The 16,851-nt window shown below is 37.8% G+C and carries 15 protein-coding genes; 13 read left to right on the forward strand and 2 right to left on the reverse strand.

The features are described from left to right. The first annotated feature begins 138 nt into the window (after positions 1-138). Together pulA and K5S59_RS04995 are read left to right on the forward strand one after the other, a co-directional pair. Entirely contained in the window at positions 139-2,280 is a 2,142-nt protein-coding gene (pulA, locus tag K5S59_RS04990) for a type I pullulanase (RefSeq protein ID WP_098872876.1), read from the forward strand. Positions 2,281-2,507: 227 nt separating this feature from the next. Continuing rightward, entirely contained in the window at positions 2,508-3,305 is a 798-nt protein-coding gene (locus K5S59_RS04995; RefSeq protein WP_120450943.1) for a phosphotransferase family protein, read from the forward strand. A gap of 3 nt (positions 3,306-3,308) precedes the next feature. Here K5S59_RS04995 and K5S59_RS05000 read toward each other — a convergent pair whose 3' ends face one another. Continuing rightward, positions 3,309-3,587: a YtzH-like family protein gene (locus K5S59_RS05000; protein WP_001122236.1), complete on the reverse strand. Its 279-nt coding sequence runs from the start codon at positions 3,585-3,587 to the stop codon at positions 3,309-3,311. Positions 3,588-3,819: 232 nt separating this feature from the next. On the opposite strand from K5S59_RS05000, the gene trmB reads away from it, so the two are divergent. Continuing rightward, positions 3,820-4,473, forward strand: a complete 654-nt coding sequence (trmB, locus tag K5S59_RS05005; RefSeq protein WP_001239381.1) for a tRNA (guanosine(46)-N7)-methyltransferase TrmB — start codon at positions 3,820-3,822, stop codon at positions 4,471-4,473. Between the two features lie 71 nt (positions 4,474-4,544). Next, positions 4,545-5,399 (forward strand): YtnP family quorum-quenching lactonase, encoded by an 855-nt coding sequence (locus K5S59_RS05010; protein WP_000436859.1) that lies wholly within the window; start codon positions 4,545-4,547, stop codon positions 5,397-5,399. Positions 5,400-5,572: 173 nt separating this feature from the next. On the opposite strand, the gene K5S59_RS05015 is transcribed toward K5S59_RS05010, so the two are convergent. Then, the gene (locus K5S59_RS05015; RefSeq protein WP_000118541.1) at positions 5,573-5,884 is read right to left on the reverse strand and encodes a PepSY domain-containing protein; all 312 of its coding nucleotides are present in this window, start codon (positions 5,882-5,884) and stop codon (positions 5,573-5,575) included. A 148-nt stretch (positions 5,885-6,032) separates the two neighbouring features. On the opposite strand from K5S59_RS05015, the gene K5S59_RS05020 reads away from it, so the two are divergent. The 9 genes from K5S59_RS05020 to K5S59_RS05060 all read left to right on the forward strand — a co-directional run bounded on the left by K5S59_RS05020 (position 6,033) and on the right by K5S59_RS05060 (position 16,609). Beyond that, entirely contained in the window at positions 6,033-7,106 is a 1,074-nt protein-coding gene (locus tag K5S59_RS05020; RefSeq protein ID WP_002123132.1) for a M42 family metallopeptidase, read from the forward strand. Between the two features lie 282 nt (positions 7,107-7,388). Beyond that, on the forward strand, positions 7,389-7,898 hold the full coding sequence (locus K5S59_RS05025) for a DUF84 family protein (RefSeq protein WP_000869963.1): 510 nt from the start codon (positions 7,389-7,391) through the stop codon (positions 7,896-7,898). A gap of 83 nt (positions 7,899-7,981) precedes the next feature. Further along, complete coding sequence (locus K5S59_RS05030; RefSeq protein WP_000838193.1) at positions 7,982-8,296, forward strand: thioredoxin family protein; 315 nt, start codon at positions 7,982-7,984, stop codon at positions 8,294-8,296. A 78-nt stretch (positions 8,297-8,374) separates the two neighbouring features. Next, positions 8,375-9,187 (forward strand): DUF1444 domain-containing protein, encoded by an 813-nt coding sequence (locus tag K5S59_RS05035; RefSeq protein ID WP_000784600.1) that lies wholly within the window; start codon positions 8,375-8,377, stop codon positions 9,185-9,187. Continuing rightward, complete coding sequence (gene ytpR, locus K5S59_RS05040; protein ID WP_001006763.1) at positions 9,184-9,798, forward strand: YtpR family tRNA-binding protein; 615 nt, start codon at positions 9,184-9,186, stop codon at positions 9,796-9,798. The genes K5S59_RS05035 and ytpR overlap by 4 nt, the downstream gene beginning before the upstream one ends. Positions 9,799-9,993: 195 nt before the next feature. After that, complete coding sequence (locus K5S59_RS05045) at positions 9,994-10,338, forward strand: hypothetical protein (protein ID WP_000813283.1); 345 nt, start codon at positions 9,994-9,996, stop codon at positions 10,336-10,338. Positions 10,339-10,378: 40 nt separating this feature from the next. Continuing rightward, positions 10,379-11,317 carry an N-acetylmuramoyl-L-alanine amidase gene (locus tag K5S59_RS05050; protein ID WP_098872877.1) on the forward strand — a complete coding sequence of 313 codons (939 nt, stop codon included), beginning with the start codon at positions 10,379-10,381 and terminating at the stop codon, positions 11,315-11,317. A gap of 155 nt (positions 11,318-11,472) precedes the next feature. Further along, on the forward strand, positions 11,473-15,429 hold the full coding sequence (locus tag K5S59_RS05055; protein WP_220784042.1) for a DNA translocase FtsK: 3,957 nt from the start codon (positions 11,473-11,475) through the stop codon (positions 15,427-15,429). Positions 15,430-15,490: 61 nt separating this feature from the next. After that, the gene (locus K5S59_RS05060; protein ID WP_000658380.1) at positions 15,491-16,609 is read left to right on the forward strand and encodes a nicotinate phosphoribosyltransferase; all 1,119 of its coding nucleotides are present in this window, start codon (positions 15,491-15,493) and stop codon (positions 16,607-16,609) included. The last annotated feature ends 242 nt before the right edge of the window (positions 16,610-16,851 follow it).

Raw genomic sequence — 16,851 nt, forward strand, 5'->3', positions numbered from 1 at the left:
AATGTATGAAAACGTTTTTTATACAGGTGAATATACTATAGAGAATAATGTGTTACTGTATAGAGCTTTGCTGATAAGAAAAGCCTTATCATTTGCAGCTCGTTTCATTTTAACTTTAAGAATGATGGTGATTTTTTTATGTTGAAAGTAAAACGTCCATTTGATGCCTATTTAGATGAAATGAATAAAATTACAATTTTGCTCCCACATGCGTATGGAACAAGTCGGACATTTCGTTTGCAAGAAGGAAGTAACGTGAAAGATTTACCGATTGCTCATACAATTGCGCTTCCGGATGCAACGAAGTATGAGTGCTTTATAGAAGAGCCGCTAGATGTGGGGAAGTATTATACAGTACGAGATGAACGGAATGAAGAAACAGATTTACAAATAGGTGCTGTCATAAGAACAGCGATTTTCGATGAAAAGTATTATTACGAAGGTACTGATTTAGGTGCTGTGTATCAAAAAGAAGCAACGACATTTAAAGTATGGGCTCCAACTGCGAGGCTTGCGAAAGTAAGGATTTATAAAAGTGATAAAGAATATACCGATCATGAAATGTACAGAGGACAAAATGGAGTTTGGACTCATACATTACAAGGCGATTTAGCCGGGGCAAAGTATACATTTCTTGTTTGTATTAATTTAATATGGAATGAAGCGGTGGATCCTTACGCAAAGTCAGTGACTGTAAATGGGAAATACGGCGTTGTTATCGATTTAGAAAAGACAAATGTAACAAAGCAGGAGCAATTACCACCATTACAGGCAATGACAGATGTCATATTGTATGAACTGCATATTCGTGATGCTACTATTCATCAGGGTAGCGGAGTGAGTAAAAAAGGAACATATAAGGGGCTAATGGAAGAAGGAACAACAGGTCGAAATGGGACGTTAACAGGCTTGTCTCATATAAAAGATTTGGGTGTTACACATGTTGAATTATTACCTTTATATTGTTTCGGTGGTGTAGATGAGGCGAATCCTTCCTCTGCATATAATTGGGGGTACAATCCATTATATTACAATGTACCAACAGGATATTATGCTACAGACCTCTCTAATCCGTATAACAGGATAGTAGAGTGTAAACAGTTGATCGAAACATTCCATGAGCATGGCATTAGGGTGATTGTAGATGTTGTATATAATCATGTGTATGAAAGAGAGTTATCATCATTTGAAAAGCTTGTCCCAGGATATTATTTTCGGCATGGTGAAGATGGCATGCCTTCTAATGGGACGGGAGTCGGGAATGATATAGCATCTGAACGGAAAATGATGAGGAAATTCATTGTAGAGTCTATTTTATATTGGCTTACTGAATACAATGTTGACGGATTTCGATTCGACTTAATGGGGATTTTAGATGTCGATACGATGAATATAATAGAAAAAGAAGTGCGAAACATAAAGCGAGATGCTTTGTTATTAGGAGAAGGGTGGGATCTGCAAACACCACTTCCTGCCGAAGAGAAAGCAACTTTAAATAATGCAAAGAAAATGCCGTATATTGCGCAATTTAATGATCAATTTCGTGATGGAATAAAAGGGAGTACCTTTCATATAAATAGACGTGGTTTTGCATTTGGTGGGCATGTAGACTGTAATCATTTGCAGTATATAGCATCAGGAAGCCTTTTGAGTATGAAAGAAACAGGTTTGTTTTTAGAGCCTGTGCAAAGCATTAACTATGTAGAATGTCATGACAATATGACGATGTGGGATAAACTAATGCGCAGTAATGAAGAGCCAGAAGAGATTCTGAAAAAACGTCACCTTCTAGCGAGCGCAATGGTGATCCTTTCGCAAGGCATTCCTTTCTTACATGCTGGGCAAGAGTTTTATCGTACGAAAAAAGGAAATGAAAATAGTTATAATGCAAATGATGAAATTAATCAATTAGATTGGGATCAAAAAGAGAAAGAGATAGAGACCGTTAACTATATAAAAGGTTTAATTGCGATTCGTAAAGAGCATGGAGCATTCCGATTACAAAACGCAGATCTTATAAAAAAGCACATGACTTTTTTGCAAACATCTCCAGAAGTACTTGCATATCACCTAGAGCATGCAGAATCGTTTGGACCGTGGAAAGAGATTATAGTTTTATTTAATAGCGGTTTAGAAGCTAAAACGGTGCAACTTCCGAAAGAAGAAACGTGGCATGTGTTAGTAAACGAAAAGCAAGCAAAAATAGAGCCAATTTCTTCATTTAGAGGAAAGGAACTTAGGCTCGCTCCAATTAGCACGTATATATTGACGATAATGTGACAAATCGCTACTTGACGATGAGAATGTAATAAATGTAGAATTGACAAAGGTGACGATTTTGATAAGTTGTCATTCTATGACTGGTTTTGTAAAATAAAATAGAGAGTTTTTGGCTTATGCCAAGTTTTCTTTTCATTTACAGTAAAATATATGAATCCACAACATGTGTAGAAATGTTGCGGTTTTTCTTTTCATAACTATAAAAGATAAGGATTTGTTAACGGGTAATGAATATGGAATGGTTGGAACAATTATTAGGAAAAGAGTGGAGTCTTGTACCGGCTGGTGGAGTAACGGGCGATGCATATATTGCGCAAAACGGACAACAGAAGTTATTTTTAAAGCGGAATACATCGCCCTTTTTAGCGGTATTGTCAGCAGAAGGAATTGTTCCAAAATTACTTTGGACAAGAAGGGTAACGAACGGTGATGTAATTTCTGCTCAAAAATGGCTTCCGGGACAGAAGCTAGAGCCAGAGGATATGAAACTAGAACGTGTTGCAAAACTTTTGAAGAAAATACACTCCTCTAAAGCGCTTGTACAGATGATTCAAAGACTTGGGAAGCAGCCGCTTCACGCACAAGAGTTATTACAACAACTGCAACTTGTTTTAAGAGGAGATATAAGGGATGATGAAGCAATTCAGCAAGGCCTTCAATATTTAATGGATTCATTAAAAGATATTGAACACAATGAATTCGTTGTATGCCATTGTGATGTAAACCATAACAACTGGCTATTGTCGGATGAAGATGAGCTGTTTTTAATTGATTGGGATGGAGCTGTAATTGCTGACCCAGCTCTAGACCTCGGTATGTTATTATATTGGTACATTCCGCGCCACGAATGGAGCGAGTGGCTCGAATATTATGATATTGAAATGGATGAATTGCTGCTTAGGCGTATGAGGTGGTATGTAATAGCGCAAACGATTTTGTCTATTCAATGGCACACAACAAAAAAGCAGCAAGCAGAAGCTGAATATTGGCATCAATATTTACAGCAACTACTTGCTTCAGAGTAATACTTAAGAAAAATTGTCCATTCCAGCAATCCACTGAGTAAGTTGTTCTTGATTATTGGAAATGTGGTTGTCCAAATTAGAGGAAGATTTACCCGATTGACTATAAGAATATACATCGTTTAGCATTGCTTTAGCGTCACTACTTATACTATCGTTTGCGAGTAACGATTGAATGAGACGCTCTAATTGCTCGCATTCAGAAACTGTCCCGCAACAATCACTTTGGTGATTGACTAAAATATCTTTCAGCACTTCTAATTGATGTTGTTGATTAATTGGCATGAACGGATCATCCTTTCGATTGTTTTTCTCTTCCTAGAAATGTAAGAGAAAAAGCTGTTTCGTCATGGAATGTTTAATGCTGTATGTAGTTTTTATCAAAATGGTACATCTTATACTTGAAAGAAACGGACCGAGTGCTCGTACGTACTTGGTTTTTTGTTTGGTAGATTGATTAAAACAGAAAGAAGGAATTATTCCTTTAAAATAGCTATGTAAAGAGAGGGAAACATCTATGCGTTTAAGACATAAACCATATGCAATGGATCGAATTAATGAGTATTCACATATCGTAATCGGAAACCCAGAGGAGCGCGCTGGTAATTGGAAAGAAGTATTTGGAAATGAACAACCAATTCATATTGAAGTAGGTACAGGTCGTGGCCGCTTTATGTATGATATGGCAAAAGCAAATCCGCATATTAATTATATTGGAATTGAAAAATTCACAAGTGTTGTTGTAGATGCACTTGATAAATTAATTGAAGAAGAATTACCGAACTTAAAGTTAATTAATAAAGATGCTGAAGATTTAACAGTTTTCTTTGCAAAAGGTGAGATTGATCGCGTTTATTTAAACTTCTCAGATCCATGGCCAAAGAAACGTCATACGAAGCGTCGTTTAACGTATAAAACATTTTTACGCAATTATGAAGAAGTGTTAGTAGAAGGCGGAGAAATTCATTTCAAAACAGATAACCAAGGTTTATTTGAATACTCTCTAATGAGTATGGCTGAGTATGGTATGTTACTAACTTACCTTAGCCTAGATCTTCATAATAGTGATTATGAAGGTAATATCATGACTGAATACGAAGAGAAATTCTCTAGTAAAGGTCATCGTATTTACCGAGTGGAAGCGAAATATCGTACAGAGCCTATGCAGTAATGCATAGGTTTTTTTGCAGCTAAAATAATCAGAATTTTATGTTAAAATTAAATTTAAAAGGGGGATGCGTAATGGAACAGTTACAAATTGGAGATATAAAAGTGACGTGGCTAAAAGGTGGGAACACACATTTAGATGGAGGAGCAATGTTTGGCGTTGTACCGAAAGTACTTTGGTCACGTAAGTATAAACATAATGATACAAATCATATTTATTTACGAACAGATCCGTTACTTTTGCAAACGAAAGACGGAAATATGCTCATTGATTCCGGAATAGGAAACGGTAAATTGAATGAGAAGATGAAGCGGAATCAAGGTGTAACAGAAGAATCATCGGTTTATGAATCATTAGAAAAACTAGGATTAAAGCCTGAAGATATCCACTACGTTTTAATGACGCACCTTCATTTTGATCATGCATCTGGTTTAACAAAATGGGAAGGTGATCACCTTGTACCAGCTTTTCCGAATGCGAAAATTTACGTAAGCGAAATAGAATGGAATGAAATGAGGAACCCAAATATTAGATCACGCAATACATATTGGAAGGAAAATTGGGAGCCAATTGTAGATCAAGTTATTACGTTCCAAAAAGAAATAGAAATTACAGATGAAATAAAAATGGCGCATACAGGCGGTCATAGTGATGGACATGCAGTTATTGCTTTAGAAAGCAAAGGTGAAACGATGCTTCATTTAGCAGACTTATTGCCGACGCACGCCCATCAAAATGTACTATGGGTAATGGCATACGATGATTATCCAATGACATCAATTGAAAATAAGCAAAAGTGGATGAAGTACGGCGCTGAAAACGATGCTTGGTTTACGTTTTATCATGACGCGTATTACCGTGCAGTAAAGTGGAATGAGGAAGGGCATATTGTAGAAAAAATAGAGCGGAAAACGAGTATAGAAGCATAAAAAGAGGAGGTTGTTCCAGAAGTCTGTTGGGGCAGCCTTTTTATTATTGGCGTTTTTGTCGGTAAGTCGATATATTTCAAAAATCGCTGATATAAACTGAGTTGCGCCGATATAATTTCAATTACTATCCACAATTAAAAAATAAGAGGTTCACCTAATGGGAACCCTCCTTTTTATGCTGCTATAACCTCTAAAACAGTACCTGTTTTAGCATCTACTAAAAATTCAAATCGTTCTTGTATATCATCTAACATCGTTGTAAGACCGCCGCGATAAACTTCATATGCGACATCATATTTTTCAAATGTCTCTGGAACCATATGTACCCAAGAGCCAGTAATTTCACCTTTATGACTTAATGCTTGTTTCACCATTTTCAATGCTTTTTCTGAAGAAATATGGGATTGTTCTTGGACTTTGTTTGCAACAAGATAACCAGCTGCAAATCCAACGCCAAGACCTGCTACTAAACCTTTCCAGCTCATATATTCACCTCAATTCTATAAAATAAAAATAGTGTACCAATAATAATTATAAAGCAAATACAGCTAAAAAAGAAGAAACTAGAAACATTTCGAAAATTTCGTTACAATAAAAGAGGTATTCTACTAAGGTTTGAAAGAAGGGGACTTCGTGAATAAAGAGACATTACAATTATTTCGTACGTTAACAGAATTACAAGGTGCATCAGGTTTCGAACATGATGTACGCCGTTTTATGAAGCAAGAATTAAGCAAATATGCGGATGAAATTGTGCAAGACGGTTTAGGTAGCGTATTTGGTCTGAAAAAAGGGGACGAAACTGGCCCACGTGTTCTTGTAGCAGGTCATATGGATGAAGTAGGTTTCATGGTTACGCAAATTACGAAAAACGGGATGCTTCGTTTTCAAACGTTAGGCGGCTGGTGGAGCCAAGTACTATTAGCACAGCGTGTACAAGTTATGACGAAGAATGGTCCTGTTATTGGGGTTGTTGGTTCTATTCCTCCTCATTTATTAAGTGACGCGCAACGTGCAAAACCAATGGATATAAAAAATATGTTAATTGATATAGGTGCAGACAGCTATGAAGATGCGATTGAAATTGGTATAAAACCAGGACAACAAATCGTGCCAATCTGCCCGTTTACGCCGATGGCAAACGAAAAGAAAATTATGGCGAAAGCTTGGGACAACCGTTACGGATGTGGCCTTGCAATCGAATTACTAAAAGAATTAAAAGACGAAACATTACCAAACACATTATACTCTGGCGCGACTGTACAAGAAGAAGTTGGTCTTCGCGGTGCGCAAACAGCTGCAAATATGATTCAACCAGACATTTTCTATGCGCTTGATGCGAGCCCAGCGAACGATGCATCTGGTGATAAAACGCAGTTCGGTCAATTAGGAAAAGGTGCTCTTCTTCGTATTTACGACCGTACGATGGTAACACATAGAGGAATGCGCGAATTTATTTTAGATACAGCAGAAACACACAACATTCCGTACCAATACTTTATTTCACAAGGTGGTACAGATGCGGGCCGTGTACATACAAGTAACTCAGGTATCCCATCAGCAGTAATTGGTGTTTGCGCACGTTACATTCATACACATGCTTCTATTTTACATGTTGATGATTATGCAGCAGCGAAAGAGTTAATTACGAAGCTTGTAAGAGCAACGGATAAAACGACGTTAGAGACAATTAAGAATAACGCGTAGAGAGGAAGGGCGAAAAACCCTTCTTTTTTTAGGTTGAATAGATGATCCATCCATGTGTGGGAGCGGTCAGTGCCTAATTGGTGCTCGAATGGTGTATTAAGAACGTGGGTAGGAAGAAAGAAGAAGCCTGTTTTTTATTTAGGACCAGTAAGATATTGTGGAAAGCCATCTTTTTTTATAGGTAGAAGGGATTCCACGGTGGTGTGTGATAGTGGTTCGTACTTAATTTGTACCGAAGCCGATATTAGAACGAAATGATAAATTTTTATAGAGGTGAATGAAATGAAAGTAGTAGTTGGATCGAAGAATAAAACGAAAGTTGGAGCTGTGGAGAAGGTTTGGAATGATGCTACAATTACATCTCTTTCTGTTCCTTCAGGAGTAGCAAACCAGCCGTTTTCGGATGAAGAGACGATGCAAGGAGCGGTTAATAGAGCGAAGCGAGCGCTACAAGAAGGTGAAGCTCAAATTGGTATTGGGCTAGAAGGCGGCGTAATGAAAACGGAGCACGGTTTATTTATGTGTAACTGGGGCGCGCTAGCAACAAGTGACGGTAAAACATTCATTGCAGGCGGGGCGCGTATTAAGTTACCAGACGATTTTTTAGCACCTCTTGAAGATGGCAAAGAGTTAAGTGAAGTGATGGAAGAGTTTGTGCAGAGAAAAGACATTCGTAGTCACGAAGGTGCAATCGGTATTTTTACAGATGATTATGTCGACCGTACGGAATTATTTGTACACGTTGTTAAGTTACTTGTTGGGCAATATAAGTATGACGAAAAGCAAGCATAAACCTTGCACCATGCGCGATGTATGGTAGTATAAAAGAAAGATTATAACATGAAAAAATGTACTCGTTAGAGGAGGAAATATAGATGAAATCATTAGAAAGCATGGAGCAATTCCAACAATTAAAAAATGAAGAGAATGTAGTCTTTATGTTCTCAGCAGAATGGTGCCCTGACTGCCGTTTTGTAGATCCATTTATGCCAGAAGTAGAAGAGAAATATAGTGATTTCTCATTTTACTATGTAGATCGTGATGAGTTTATTGATCTATGCGTAAAATTAGACGTATTTGGCATTCCGAGCTTTGTAGCGTACAATAAAGGTGAAGAAACAGGTCGCTATGTAAACAAAGACCGTAAAACACAAGAACAAATCGAAGAGTTCATTGAAGGTTTAAAATAAGGCAATTTGCCAATTGAATTGTAAAACAACCTCTACCTTCGCGGGGGAGGTTATTTTTTTGGAAGGGAGGAAAAAGAGATGAAGATGACAAGTAAAAAGATGAAAGACGAGTTAATGAAGAAATTATCTCGCCCAGAATGGGACTTTCAGTATGATAGCGAGAAAGAAGTTCTACGTATAGAGCAAAAAGACTCGAAAAAAGGTATTAACGTATCGCTTCCAGGAGTTGTGGCAAAATGGGAAGTGAATAAAGAAAAAGCAATTGAAGAGGTTGCTTATTACGTACAAGAAGCGTTAATTGCGATGCATAAAGAAGAAAATAGCGCGGCGAAAATTTTACCTGTTATTCGCTCTACTTCTTTCCCGAAACAAGCAGAAGAAGGAAATCCGTTTATTATGACGGATCATACGGCGGAAACACGTATTTACTACGCGTTAGATTCGAATAAAACGTATCGATTAATTGATGAACGTCTATTACAAAAATTAGAACTGACAGAGCAACAAGTGCGTGAAATGGCATTATTCAACGCTCGTTCATTAGGTTATGAATTTAAACAAGACACAGTAGCAGGGAATACATTCTACTTCTTAAACACAAATGATGGGTATGATGCGACTCGTATTTTAAACGAATCGTTACTACAATCGATGCGTGAAAAGATTTCTGGTGACATGGTTGTTGCTGTTCCTCACCAAGATGTATTAATTATTGCTGATATCGTCAACGAAATCGGTTATGATATTATTGCACAAATGACAATGAAATTTTTTGCCGAAGGGCATGTTCCGATTACATCACTTTCATTCGTATATGAAGATGGGGACTTTGAACCAATCTTTATTTTAGCGAAAAATCGGAAGAAGACAGATGGAAAAGAGAAAGGATGAACGAAGTGAACGTTTTTTACAACCTTGAAGGAATTGGTGACACTCTAATTGTTGCCTTACAAGATATTACTTTAGAGAACCGTACTTTTGATCGCAAAGGAGATGTTGCACGCGTATATGATCGTGAAAGCAACGAAACAGCAGGATTCAACATCTTTAATGCATCTTCTTACTTAGAAGTAAAAGAAACAGGTAACTTAACGTTAACGAAAGAGCTTGTAGAACAAATCAACGGAATTTTAGCGAAGAACGGCTTTGAAGAAACAGTAGAAGCAGATCTTTCTCCGAAATTTGTTGTAGGCTATGTAGCTGAAAAAGAGAAGCATCCAAATGCTGATAAGTTAAACATTTGTAAAGTAGAAATCGGTACAGAAACATTACAAATCGTATGTGGCGCACCGAACGTTGATGCAGGACAAAAAGTTGTCGTTGCAAAAATTGGCGCTGTAATGCCAAGCGGTATGCTAATTAAACCAGCTGAACTTCGCGGCGTTCCTTCTTCTGGAATGATTTGCTCAGCACGTGAATTAGAGCTTCCAGATGCTCCACAAGAAAAAGGTATTCTTGTATTAGAAGATAGCTTTGAAGTTGGACAAGAGTTCAAATTTTAATTGATGTAAAACAAGAGAGGTTGTCCTTTTGGACAGCCTCTCTTTTCTATTGAATCGTTGATATATTGTGAGTTGTAATAGATATATGTAGAAAACCGTTCATATTCATAAGGATGTCACCTTTTTTCTTAAAATCTATATTGTATTTTATAAACAAACTAGTTAAAATTTAGAAAAATAGAAGGGGATAGACGTATGAAACAACAACTAAAAATTGCAGAACTTCTGAAACGAATTGAAACTTCAAAACAGCAAGATATCGAGTTAGGTTCCTATGAAATATATTTGTTTAGTGAAAATGAATTAGAAAAAGGACAAATCGGTTATCGATATGATAAACATAAAAATTCATTAATAAGTGAAGAACATGGAAAATGGAAAGAAGAATGGGTTGTTATCGGATATGAAACAGATATGGGGGATCCAGTTTTCGTAAATGTGTCTGATGATAAGTATTTAGTTTATACGGCAGAGCGTGGTACTGAAACGTGGCAACCCGTTCATATTGGAAATATGGATGAGGTTATAAAACAATTATAAGAAAAACTTTGAGACCGGTGCAAAGTGATGGGAGAAAAACATGAAGTATATAAAAATAATGAGCATGATTGCATTCATTGGAATATATATGGGTGGTTGTTCGCAAGAAGAGCCGAAACAAGAAGTAACATCTTCTATGCAGGAAGCAAACAAAGATAATAAGGAAGACGCACCGGTAGAAAAACAGAAAGAAGAACCGCAAGCAGTACAAACGAATGAGCAAGTAGAGCAGAAGCAGGAGGAAGTGCCGGCCGAAGAAAAGAAAGAGGAATCGACGCCAGTGCAGCCAACTGAGCAACCGCTACAAAATAATGAACAAAAAGTAGAGAGTAATGAAAAACAAGGAAAGTTTCTTGTCGTTATTGATCCAGGGCATCAACAAAAAGCGAATTTGAATTTAGAACCGATTGGGCCAGGAGCAGCGACGCAAAAATATAAAGTGACAGATGGTACAACTGGTGTTGTGACGAAAAAAAGAGAGGCTGTTCTCGTATTAGAAATGGCTTTCGTATTAAAAGAAAAGTTAGAAGCAAAGGGAATGCAAGTATTAATGACGAGAACGTCACAAGATGTGGATATAAGTAATAAAGAGCGCGCGACATTTGCAAATGATCATAAGGCAAACTTGTTTTTACGTCTTCATGCAGATGGTTCTGAAAATCCGGATCAAAGTGGATTTGCTGTATTAACGCCGGCAGAAGGAAGTCCGTACACGAAAGAGATTTATGCTGAAAGTCTTCAAATCTCTCAAACGATTGTAAATAAAATGAGAGAGAATCAGCAAGTGAAAGTGAATGGAATTAAATTCAGGGATGATCTTTCTGGATTTAATTGGTCCAAAGTACCTGGTGTACTATTAGAACTTGGGTTTATGTCAAATCCTGAAGAAGATAAAAAATTATCTGACTCGCAGTATGTAAATTCTTTATTGCAAAGTGTAACAGATAGTGTAGAGGAATATCGGAAGAGTAAAGCTTAAACGCAGTCTTATATGTAAGGGTGCGTTTTTCTGTATGAAAATACTCGTAAATTAGAATGTTATGGATAAATATGACATGCTTAATTTTACCTGCACTTTTTGCCGAATGCTGATACAATAAAGGATGTTACTATTTAGTAGAAAGAGTGGTAAACATGTTAGATTGGATGAAAAAGCTGTTTAACAAAGAGGAAGAACAAACAGCGATGAATAAAGAAGTGTTAAAGCAAGTTGAAAGTCAGCCGAAAATTCCTCGCGTAAACCACTACACTGAAGCAAGAGAAGCACAAATGGCAAGTAGGAATGCAGGTAAATGCCGTTTTCCATTAGTACCGGATAATGGGTTCGATGAAGAGGATGTTATAGAAACAGGGCATTTTGAAGAACAACCTGTTCAAGCTGTAACATATGAAAATCAGCCTACTCAAAGAGGAATCCAAGTGGAAAGAAGTAGACGACAGTATGTGGAGAAGGTAGTTTCTACATATGAAGAGCCGGAAATGCAATATGAACCGGAGCGAGAGCCTGTCGTAAAGAAAGCATCTGTACCTACGCAAGAAAGTAACCGTAGACCATTTCGTCCAACAGAAATGATTTCGCCAATTTATGGATATAATCGTCCTTCGGTAGAGAAAAAGGTAGAAAAGCAGGAGGAAGAAAAGGAAAGAGAAGACCTTGAAATATCTGTAGAGGGCAAATCAGTCGTTGATGCATGGTTAGAGAAAAAAGGGTATGCATTATCTGATTTCTCAGAAGGACAAGTAACGAATTCTTCCAGTCATGAAGGAGTTGATCAGCGAGATCAACAAAATAAAAAGGAAGAAAAGTCAGTTGTCGATCAATGGTTAGAGAAAAACGGTTATGAAATTGAACGCCAAGAACCTATAGTAGAAGAAAAAGAAGTGGTTCAAGAAATTAGTGCACCGCAGGAAGTTCCAGCGGCTGAATTACTTCAGCAAGAAAGTGATGTAGTGGCCAAAAACACTCTACAAGCAGAATTAGTAGATTCTAAAGTAGAGCACGAGGATACAATATTATTAGAAGAAACTAAACGTAATACAGAAATAGAACAACCTACTATTGAAGTAGAAAAGCAAGCTCCAGAAGAATCAGTGATTGTTAAAGCAGAAGAGAAACTTGAAGAAACAATCATTGTGGAAATACCAGAAGAAGTGGAAGTAATTGCAGAAGCAGAAGCGCCAGAAGAAGTGGAAGTAGTTGCAGAAGCGGAAGAGCAAGAAGAAGTAGAAGTAGAAGTAATTGCAGAAACAGAAGATTTAGAAGAAGTAGAAGTAATTGCGGAAACAGAAGAGCAAGAAGAAGCAGAAGAGCAAGAAGAAGTAGAAGTAATTGCAGAAACAGAAGATTTAGAAGAAGTAGAAGTAATTGCGGAAACAGAAGAGCAAGAAGAAGCGGAAGAGCAAGAAGAAGCAGAAGCGCAAGAAGAAGTAGAAGTAATTGCAGAAACAGAAGATTTAGAAGAAGTAGAAGTAATTACGGAAACAGAAGAGCAAGAAGAAGCAGAAGCGCAAGAAGAAGTAGAAGTAATTGCAGAAACAGAAGATTTAGAAGAAGTAGAAGTAATTGCGGAAACAGAAGAGCAAGAAGAAGCAGAAGCGCAAGAAGAAGTAGAAGTAATTGCAGAAACGGAAGATTTAGAAGAATTGGAAGTAATTACAGAAGCAGAAGAGCAAGAAGAAGCGGAACCTGTAGCACTTGAGGAAACGCAGCAAGAAATATTGTTAGATGAAGCAATTGAACAAAAGAATGGATTCATACACGTTGCTGAGGCTGATGAACAAACGCAGAAAGATGTTCAAAGCTTAGAAGAAGTACCGATTGCAGAAGAACAACAAGTTGTAGAAGAAGCACCGATTGCAGAAGAACAACAAGTTGTAGAAGAAGCACCGGTCGCAGAAGAACAACCAGTTGTCCAAAAAGAAGAACCAAAACGTGAGAAGAAGCGTCACGTACCATTTAATGTTGTTATGTTGAAACAAGACAGAACGCGATTAATGGAAAGACATGCGGCTAGAGCAAATGCAATGCAATCTTCTATGAGTGAACGAGTAGAGAATAAGCCTGTACAACAAGTAGAAGAAAAACCAGTGCAGCAAGTGGTAGTGGAACCACAAGTAGAAGAAAAACCAGTGCAGCAAGTGGTAGTGGAACCACAAGTAGAAGAAAAACCAGTGCAGCAAGTGGTAGTGGAACCACAAGTAGAAGAAAAACCAGTGCAGCAAGTGGTAGTGGAACCACAAGTGGAAGAAAAGCCAATGCAGCAAGTAGTGGTAGAATCACAAGTAGAAGAAAAACCAATGCAGCAAGTAGTAGTAGAACCACAAGTGGAAGAGAAACCAATGCAGCAAGTGGTGGCAGAATCACGAGTGGAAGAAAAACCAATGCAGCAAGTGGTAGTAGAACCACAAGTGGAAGAGAAACCAATGCAGCAAGTGGTGGTAGAATCAAGAGTGGAAGAAAAACCAGTGCAACAAGAGGTAGTGGAACCACAAGTGGAAGAGAAACCAGTGCAGCAAGTAGTGGTAGAATCACAAGTGGAAGAAAAGCCAGTGCAACAAGTAGTGGTAGAGCAAGTACAAAAGCCAATTTCAAGTACGGAAGTACAAGAGAAAGCATATGTTGTAAATCAAAGAGAGAACGATATGCGAAATGTATTGCAAACACCACCGACATATGCAATTCCACCATTAACATTGCTATCGATTCCGCAGCAAGCAGCGTTAGATAATACGCAATGGTTGGATGAACAGAAAGAATTATTAGATACAACGTTTAATAATTTCCATGTTGGCGCACATGTTATTAATGTATCGCAAGGTCCGGCAGTAACTCGTTTTGAAGTACAGCCAGACCCAGGTGTGAAAGTAAATAAAATTACAAACTTAAGTGATGATATTAAGTTAAGCTTAGCAGCGAAAGATATTCGTATTGAAGCACCGATTCCAGGGAAGAGTGCGATTGGAATCGAGGTTCCAAATAAAGAAAGTAAGCCAGTATTTCTTCGTGAAATTTTAAGAAGTCCTGTGTTTACAAAGAGCGAATCACCGCTTACAGTTGCGCTAGGACTTGATATTTCAGGTGATCCAATTGTAACGGATATTCGAAAAATGCCACATGGACTTATTGCGGGTGCAACGGGTTCTGGTAAAAGTGTGTGTATTAACGCAATTTTAACGAGCATTTTATATAAAGCGAAACCGCATGAAGTGAAGTTAATGTTAATCGATCCGAAGATGGTGGAGCTTGCACCATACAATTCTGTTCCGCATCTTGTAGCACCTGTTATTACGGATGTAAAAGCAGCGACAGCTGCATTAAAGTGGGCAGTTGAAGAAATGGAGCGCCGTTATGAATTGTTTGCGCATGCAGGGGCTCGTGATTTAACTCGTTACAATACGATTGTAAGTGGGCGAGAAATTCCAGGAGAGACATTGCCTTATATCGTTATTGTCATTGACGAGTTAGCCGACTTAATGATGGTAGCACCTGGTGATGTTGAGGAAGCGATTTGTCGTATTGCGCAAAAAGCACGTGCTTGTGGTATTCATTTATTAGTAGCGACACAGCGTCCGTCTGTAGATGTTATTACCGGTCTAATTAAGTCAAACATTCCAACGCGTATTGCGTTTACTGTATCATCTCAAGTTGATTCGCGTACGATTATCGATATTGGTGGCGCGGAGAAATTACTTGGCCGTGGTGATATGTTATTCTTAGGGAACGGTACATCTAAGCCTGTTCGTGTACAAGGTGTATATGTATCGGATGATGAGATTGAAAAGACAGTTGATCATGTGAAAAAGCAAATGAAACCGAATTACTTATTTAAGCAAGAGGATTTATTAGCGAAAACAGAACAGGCTGAGTCGGAAGACGAATTGTTCTTTGAAGCATGTCAATTTGTTGTAGAACAAGGGGGAGCGTCCACATCTTCTGTACAGCGAAAATTCCGTATCGGTTATAATCGCGCGGCACGTCTCATTGAAGAGATGGAATCGCAAGGGATTATTTCTGAAGGAAGAGGAACGAAACCGAGAGATGTCCTTATTTCTGAGGATGAATTCGCTGCTATGCAGGAAACAAATGTATAGTAAACGGTTTTGCTGTATACTAAGAGAAAATGTTGGATAGTAAAGTAGGGAGTAAAGCGACATGAAAGAAATTGAATTAAAATTAAAAGGTGAAATAAATAGACTAACAAATAGAACATTTAAATTTGACGAACGTGTTGGAGAAGGTTGGTTCTCTGCCGTTTACTTTTTAAAGACTAGAGAAATTATTGAAGAATTTCGCCCGAAAAGTGTTGTAACGATGCAATTTTTCCAAAAGGAAAATGCAGTTCTTTGCGGAACAGATGAAGTGATTGCGTTGCTACAAACATTCGCTAAAAATCCTGAGGAACTTGAAATTAACTCTTTAAAAGATGGCGATAATATTAGTCCGTTTGAAACAGTGTTAACAATTCATGGTCCTTATGAAAATTTCGGATTTTTAGAAGGTGTCATTGATGGGATTTTAGCTCGTCGTACATCAGTTGCGACAAACGTTTATAACGTTGTCCAAGCTGCGCGTAGCGTAGATAAAGAAAAACCAGTTATTTTCATGGGAGACCGTGATGATCATTATACACAACAAGCTGGTGACGGTTATGCAGCATACATCGGAGGTATGAGCGCACAAGCGACGCATGCGATGAATGAATGGTGGGGCAGAAGTGGTATGGGGACAATGCCTCACGCATTAATTCAAATGTTTAATGGTGATGTTGTGGAAGCGGCAAAAGCATATCATAAGAAATTCCCAGAAGATGAATTAGTTGTATTAATTGATTACAATAATGATGTCATTACAGATGCACTTCGCGTAGCGCGTGAATTTGGATCAACATTAAAAGGTGTACGTGTAGATACGTCGCGTACGATGATTGATCAATACTTCATTCGCCACCCAGAAGTACTTGGAACATTCGATCCACGTGGTGTAAACCCATCGCTTGTATTCGCACTTCGTAAAGCACTTGATGAAGAAGGATTCCAGCATGTAGACATCGTTGTAACTGGTGGATTTGATGAGAAGCGTATTCGTGAATTTGAAGCTCAAAACGTACCTGTTGATATATACGGAGTAGGAAGTAGCTTATTAAAAATGAATATTGGCTTTACTGGTGATAACGTAGAATTAAATGGAAAACCAGAAGCGAAAGCTGGTCGTAAATATCGTCCAAACCCACGTTTAGAGCGTGTTCAATTAGAAAAAAGAGAAGATATGTAAAAGAGAGAAAAACTGATAGGTGATTGACCCTATCAGTTTTTCTGTTATCATAGTATAGCGGCTTCTTTTTTGCTATAATGGATTTGTTATGGACATAAAAAAGAAGTACGTACGAGTTTATCCTGATAAGTGAAGGGAAGAATAACTTCACTACATCAAAAATGTATGATGATTACCAAAATAAGAAAAGATTCATATACTGTCTTATAGATAGGCCGTTGTATTAGTTCGAAATGTTGGAG

The sequence above is a fragment of the Bacillus sp. BML-BC051 genome, assembly GCF_019656175.1.
Classification (GTDB): domain Bacteria; phylum Bacillota; class Bacilli; order Bacillales; family Bacillaceae_G; genus Bacillus_A; species Bacillus_A mobilis.

What these genes read in the sequence shown, in the direction of transcription:
- K5S59_RS05000 (WP_001122236.1), bottom strand. Translation starts at nt 3,587, where the DNA reads ATGCCAATTAATCAACAACATCAATTAGAAGTGCTGAAAGATATTTTA.
- K5S59_RS05010 (WP_000436859.1), top strand. Translation starts at nt 4,545, where the DNA reads ATGGAACAGTTACAAATTGGAGATATAAAAGTGACGTGGCTAAAAGGT.
- trmB (WP_001239381.1), top strand. Translation starts at nt 3,820, where the DNA reads ATGCGTTTAAGACATAAACCATATGCAATGGATCGAATTAATGAGTAT.
- pulA (WP_098872876.1), top strand. Translation starts at nt 139, where the DNA reads ATGTTGAAAGTAAAACGTCCATTTGATGCCTATTTAGATGAAATGAAT.
- ytpR (WP_001006763.1), top strand. Translation starts at nt 9,184, where the DNA reads ATGAACGAAGTGAACGTTTTTTACAACCTTGAAGGAATTGGTGACACT.
- K5S59_RS05050 (WP_098872877.1), top strand. Translation starts at nt 10,379, where the DNA reads ATGAAGTATATAAAAATAATGAGCATGATTGCATTCATTGGAATATAT.
- K5S59_RS05055 (WP_220784042.1), top strand. Translation starts at nt 11,473, where the DNA reads ATGTTAGATTGGATGAAAAAGCTGTTTAACAAAGAGGAAGAACAAACA.
- K5S59_RS05060 (WP_000658380.1), top strand. Translation starts at nt 15,491, where the DNA reads ATGAAAGAAATTGAATTAAAATTAAAAGGTGAAATAAATAGACTAACA.
- K5S59_RS05045 (WP_000813283.1), top strand. Translation starts at nt 9,994, where the DNA reads ATGAAACAACAACTAAAAATTGCAGAACTTCTGAAACGAATTGAAACT.
- K5S59_RS05015 (WP_000118541.1), bottom strand. Translation starts at nt 5,884, where the DNA reads ATGAGCTGGAAAGGTTTAGTAGCAGGTCTTGGCGTTGGATTTGCAGCT.
- K5S59_RS05025 (WP_000869963.1), top strand. Translation starts at nt 7,389, where the DNA reads ATGAAAGTAGTAGTTGGATCGAAGAATAAAACGAAAGTTGGAGCTGTG.
- K5S59_RS05035 (WP_000784600.1), top strand. Translation starts at nt 8,375, where the DNA reads ATGAAGATGACAAGTAAAAAGATGAAAGACGAGTTAATGAAGAAATTA.
- K5S59_RS04995 (WP_120450943.1), top strand. Translation starts at nt 2,508, where the DNA reads ATGAATATGGAATGGTTGGAACAATTATTAGGAAAAGAGTGGAGTCTT.
- K5S59_RS05030 (WP_000838193.1), top strand. Translation starts at nt 7,982, where the DNA reads ATGAAATCATTAGAAAGCATGGAGCAATTCCAACAATTAAAAAATGAA.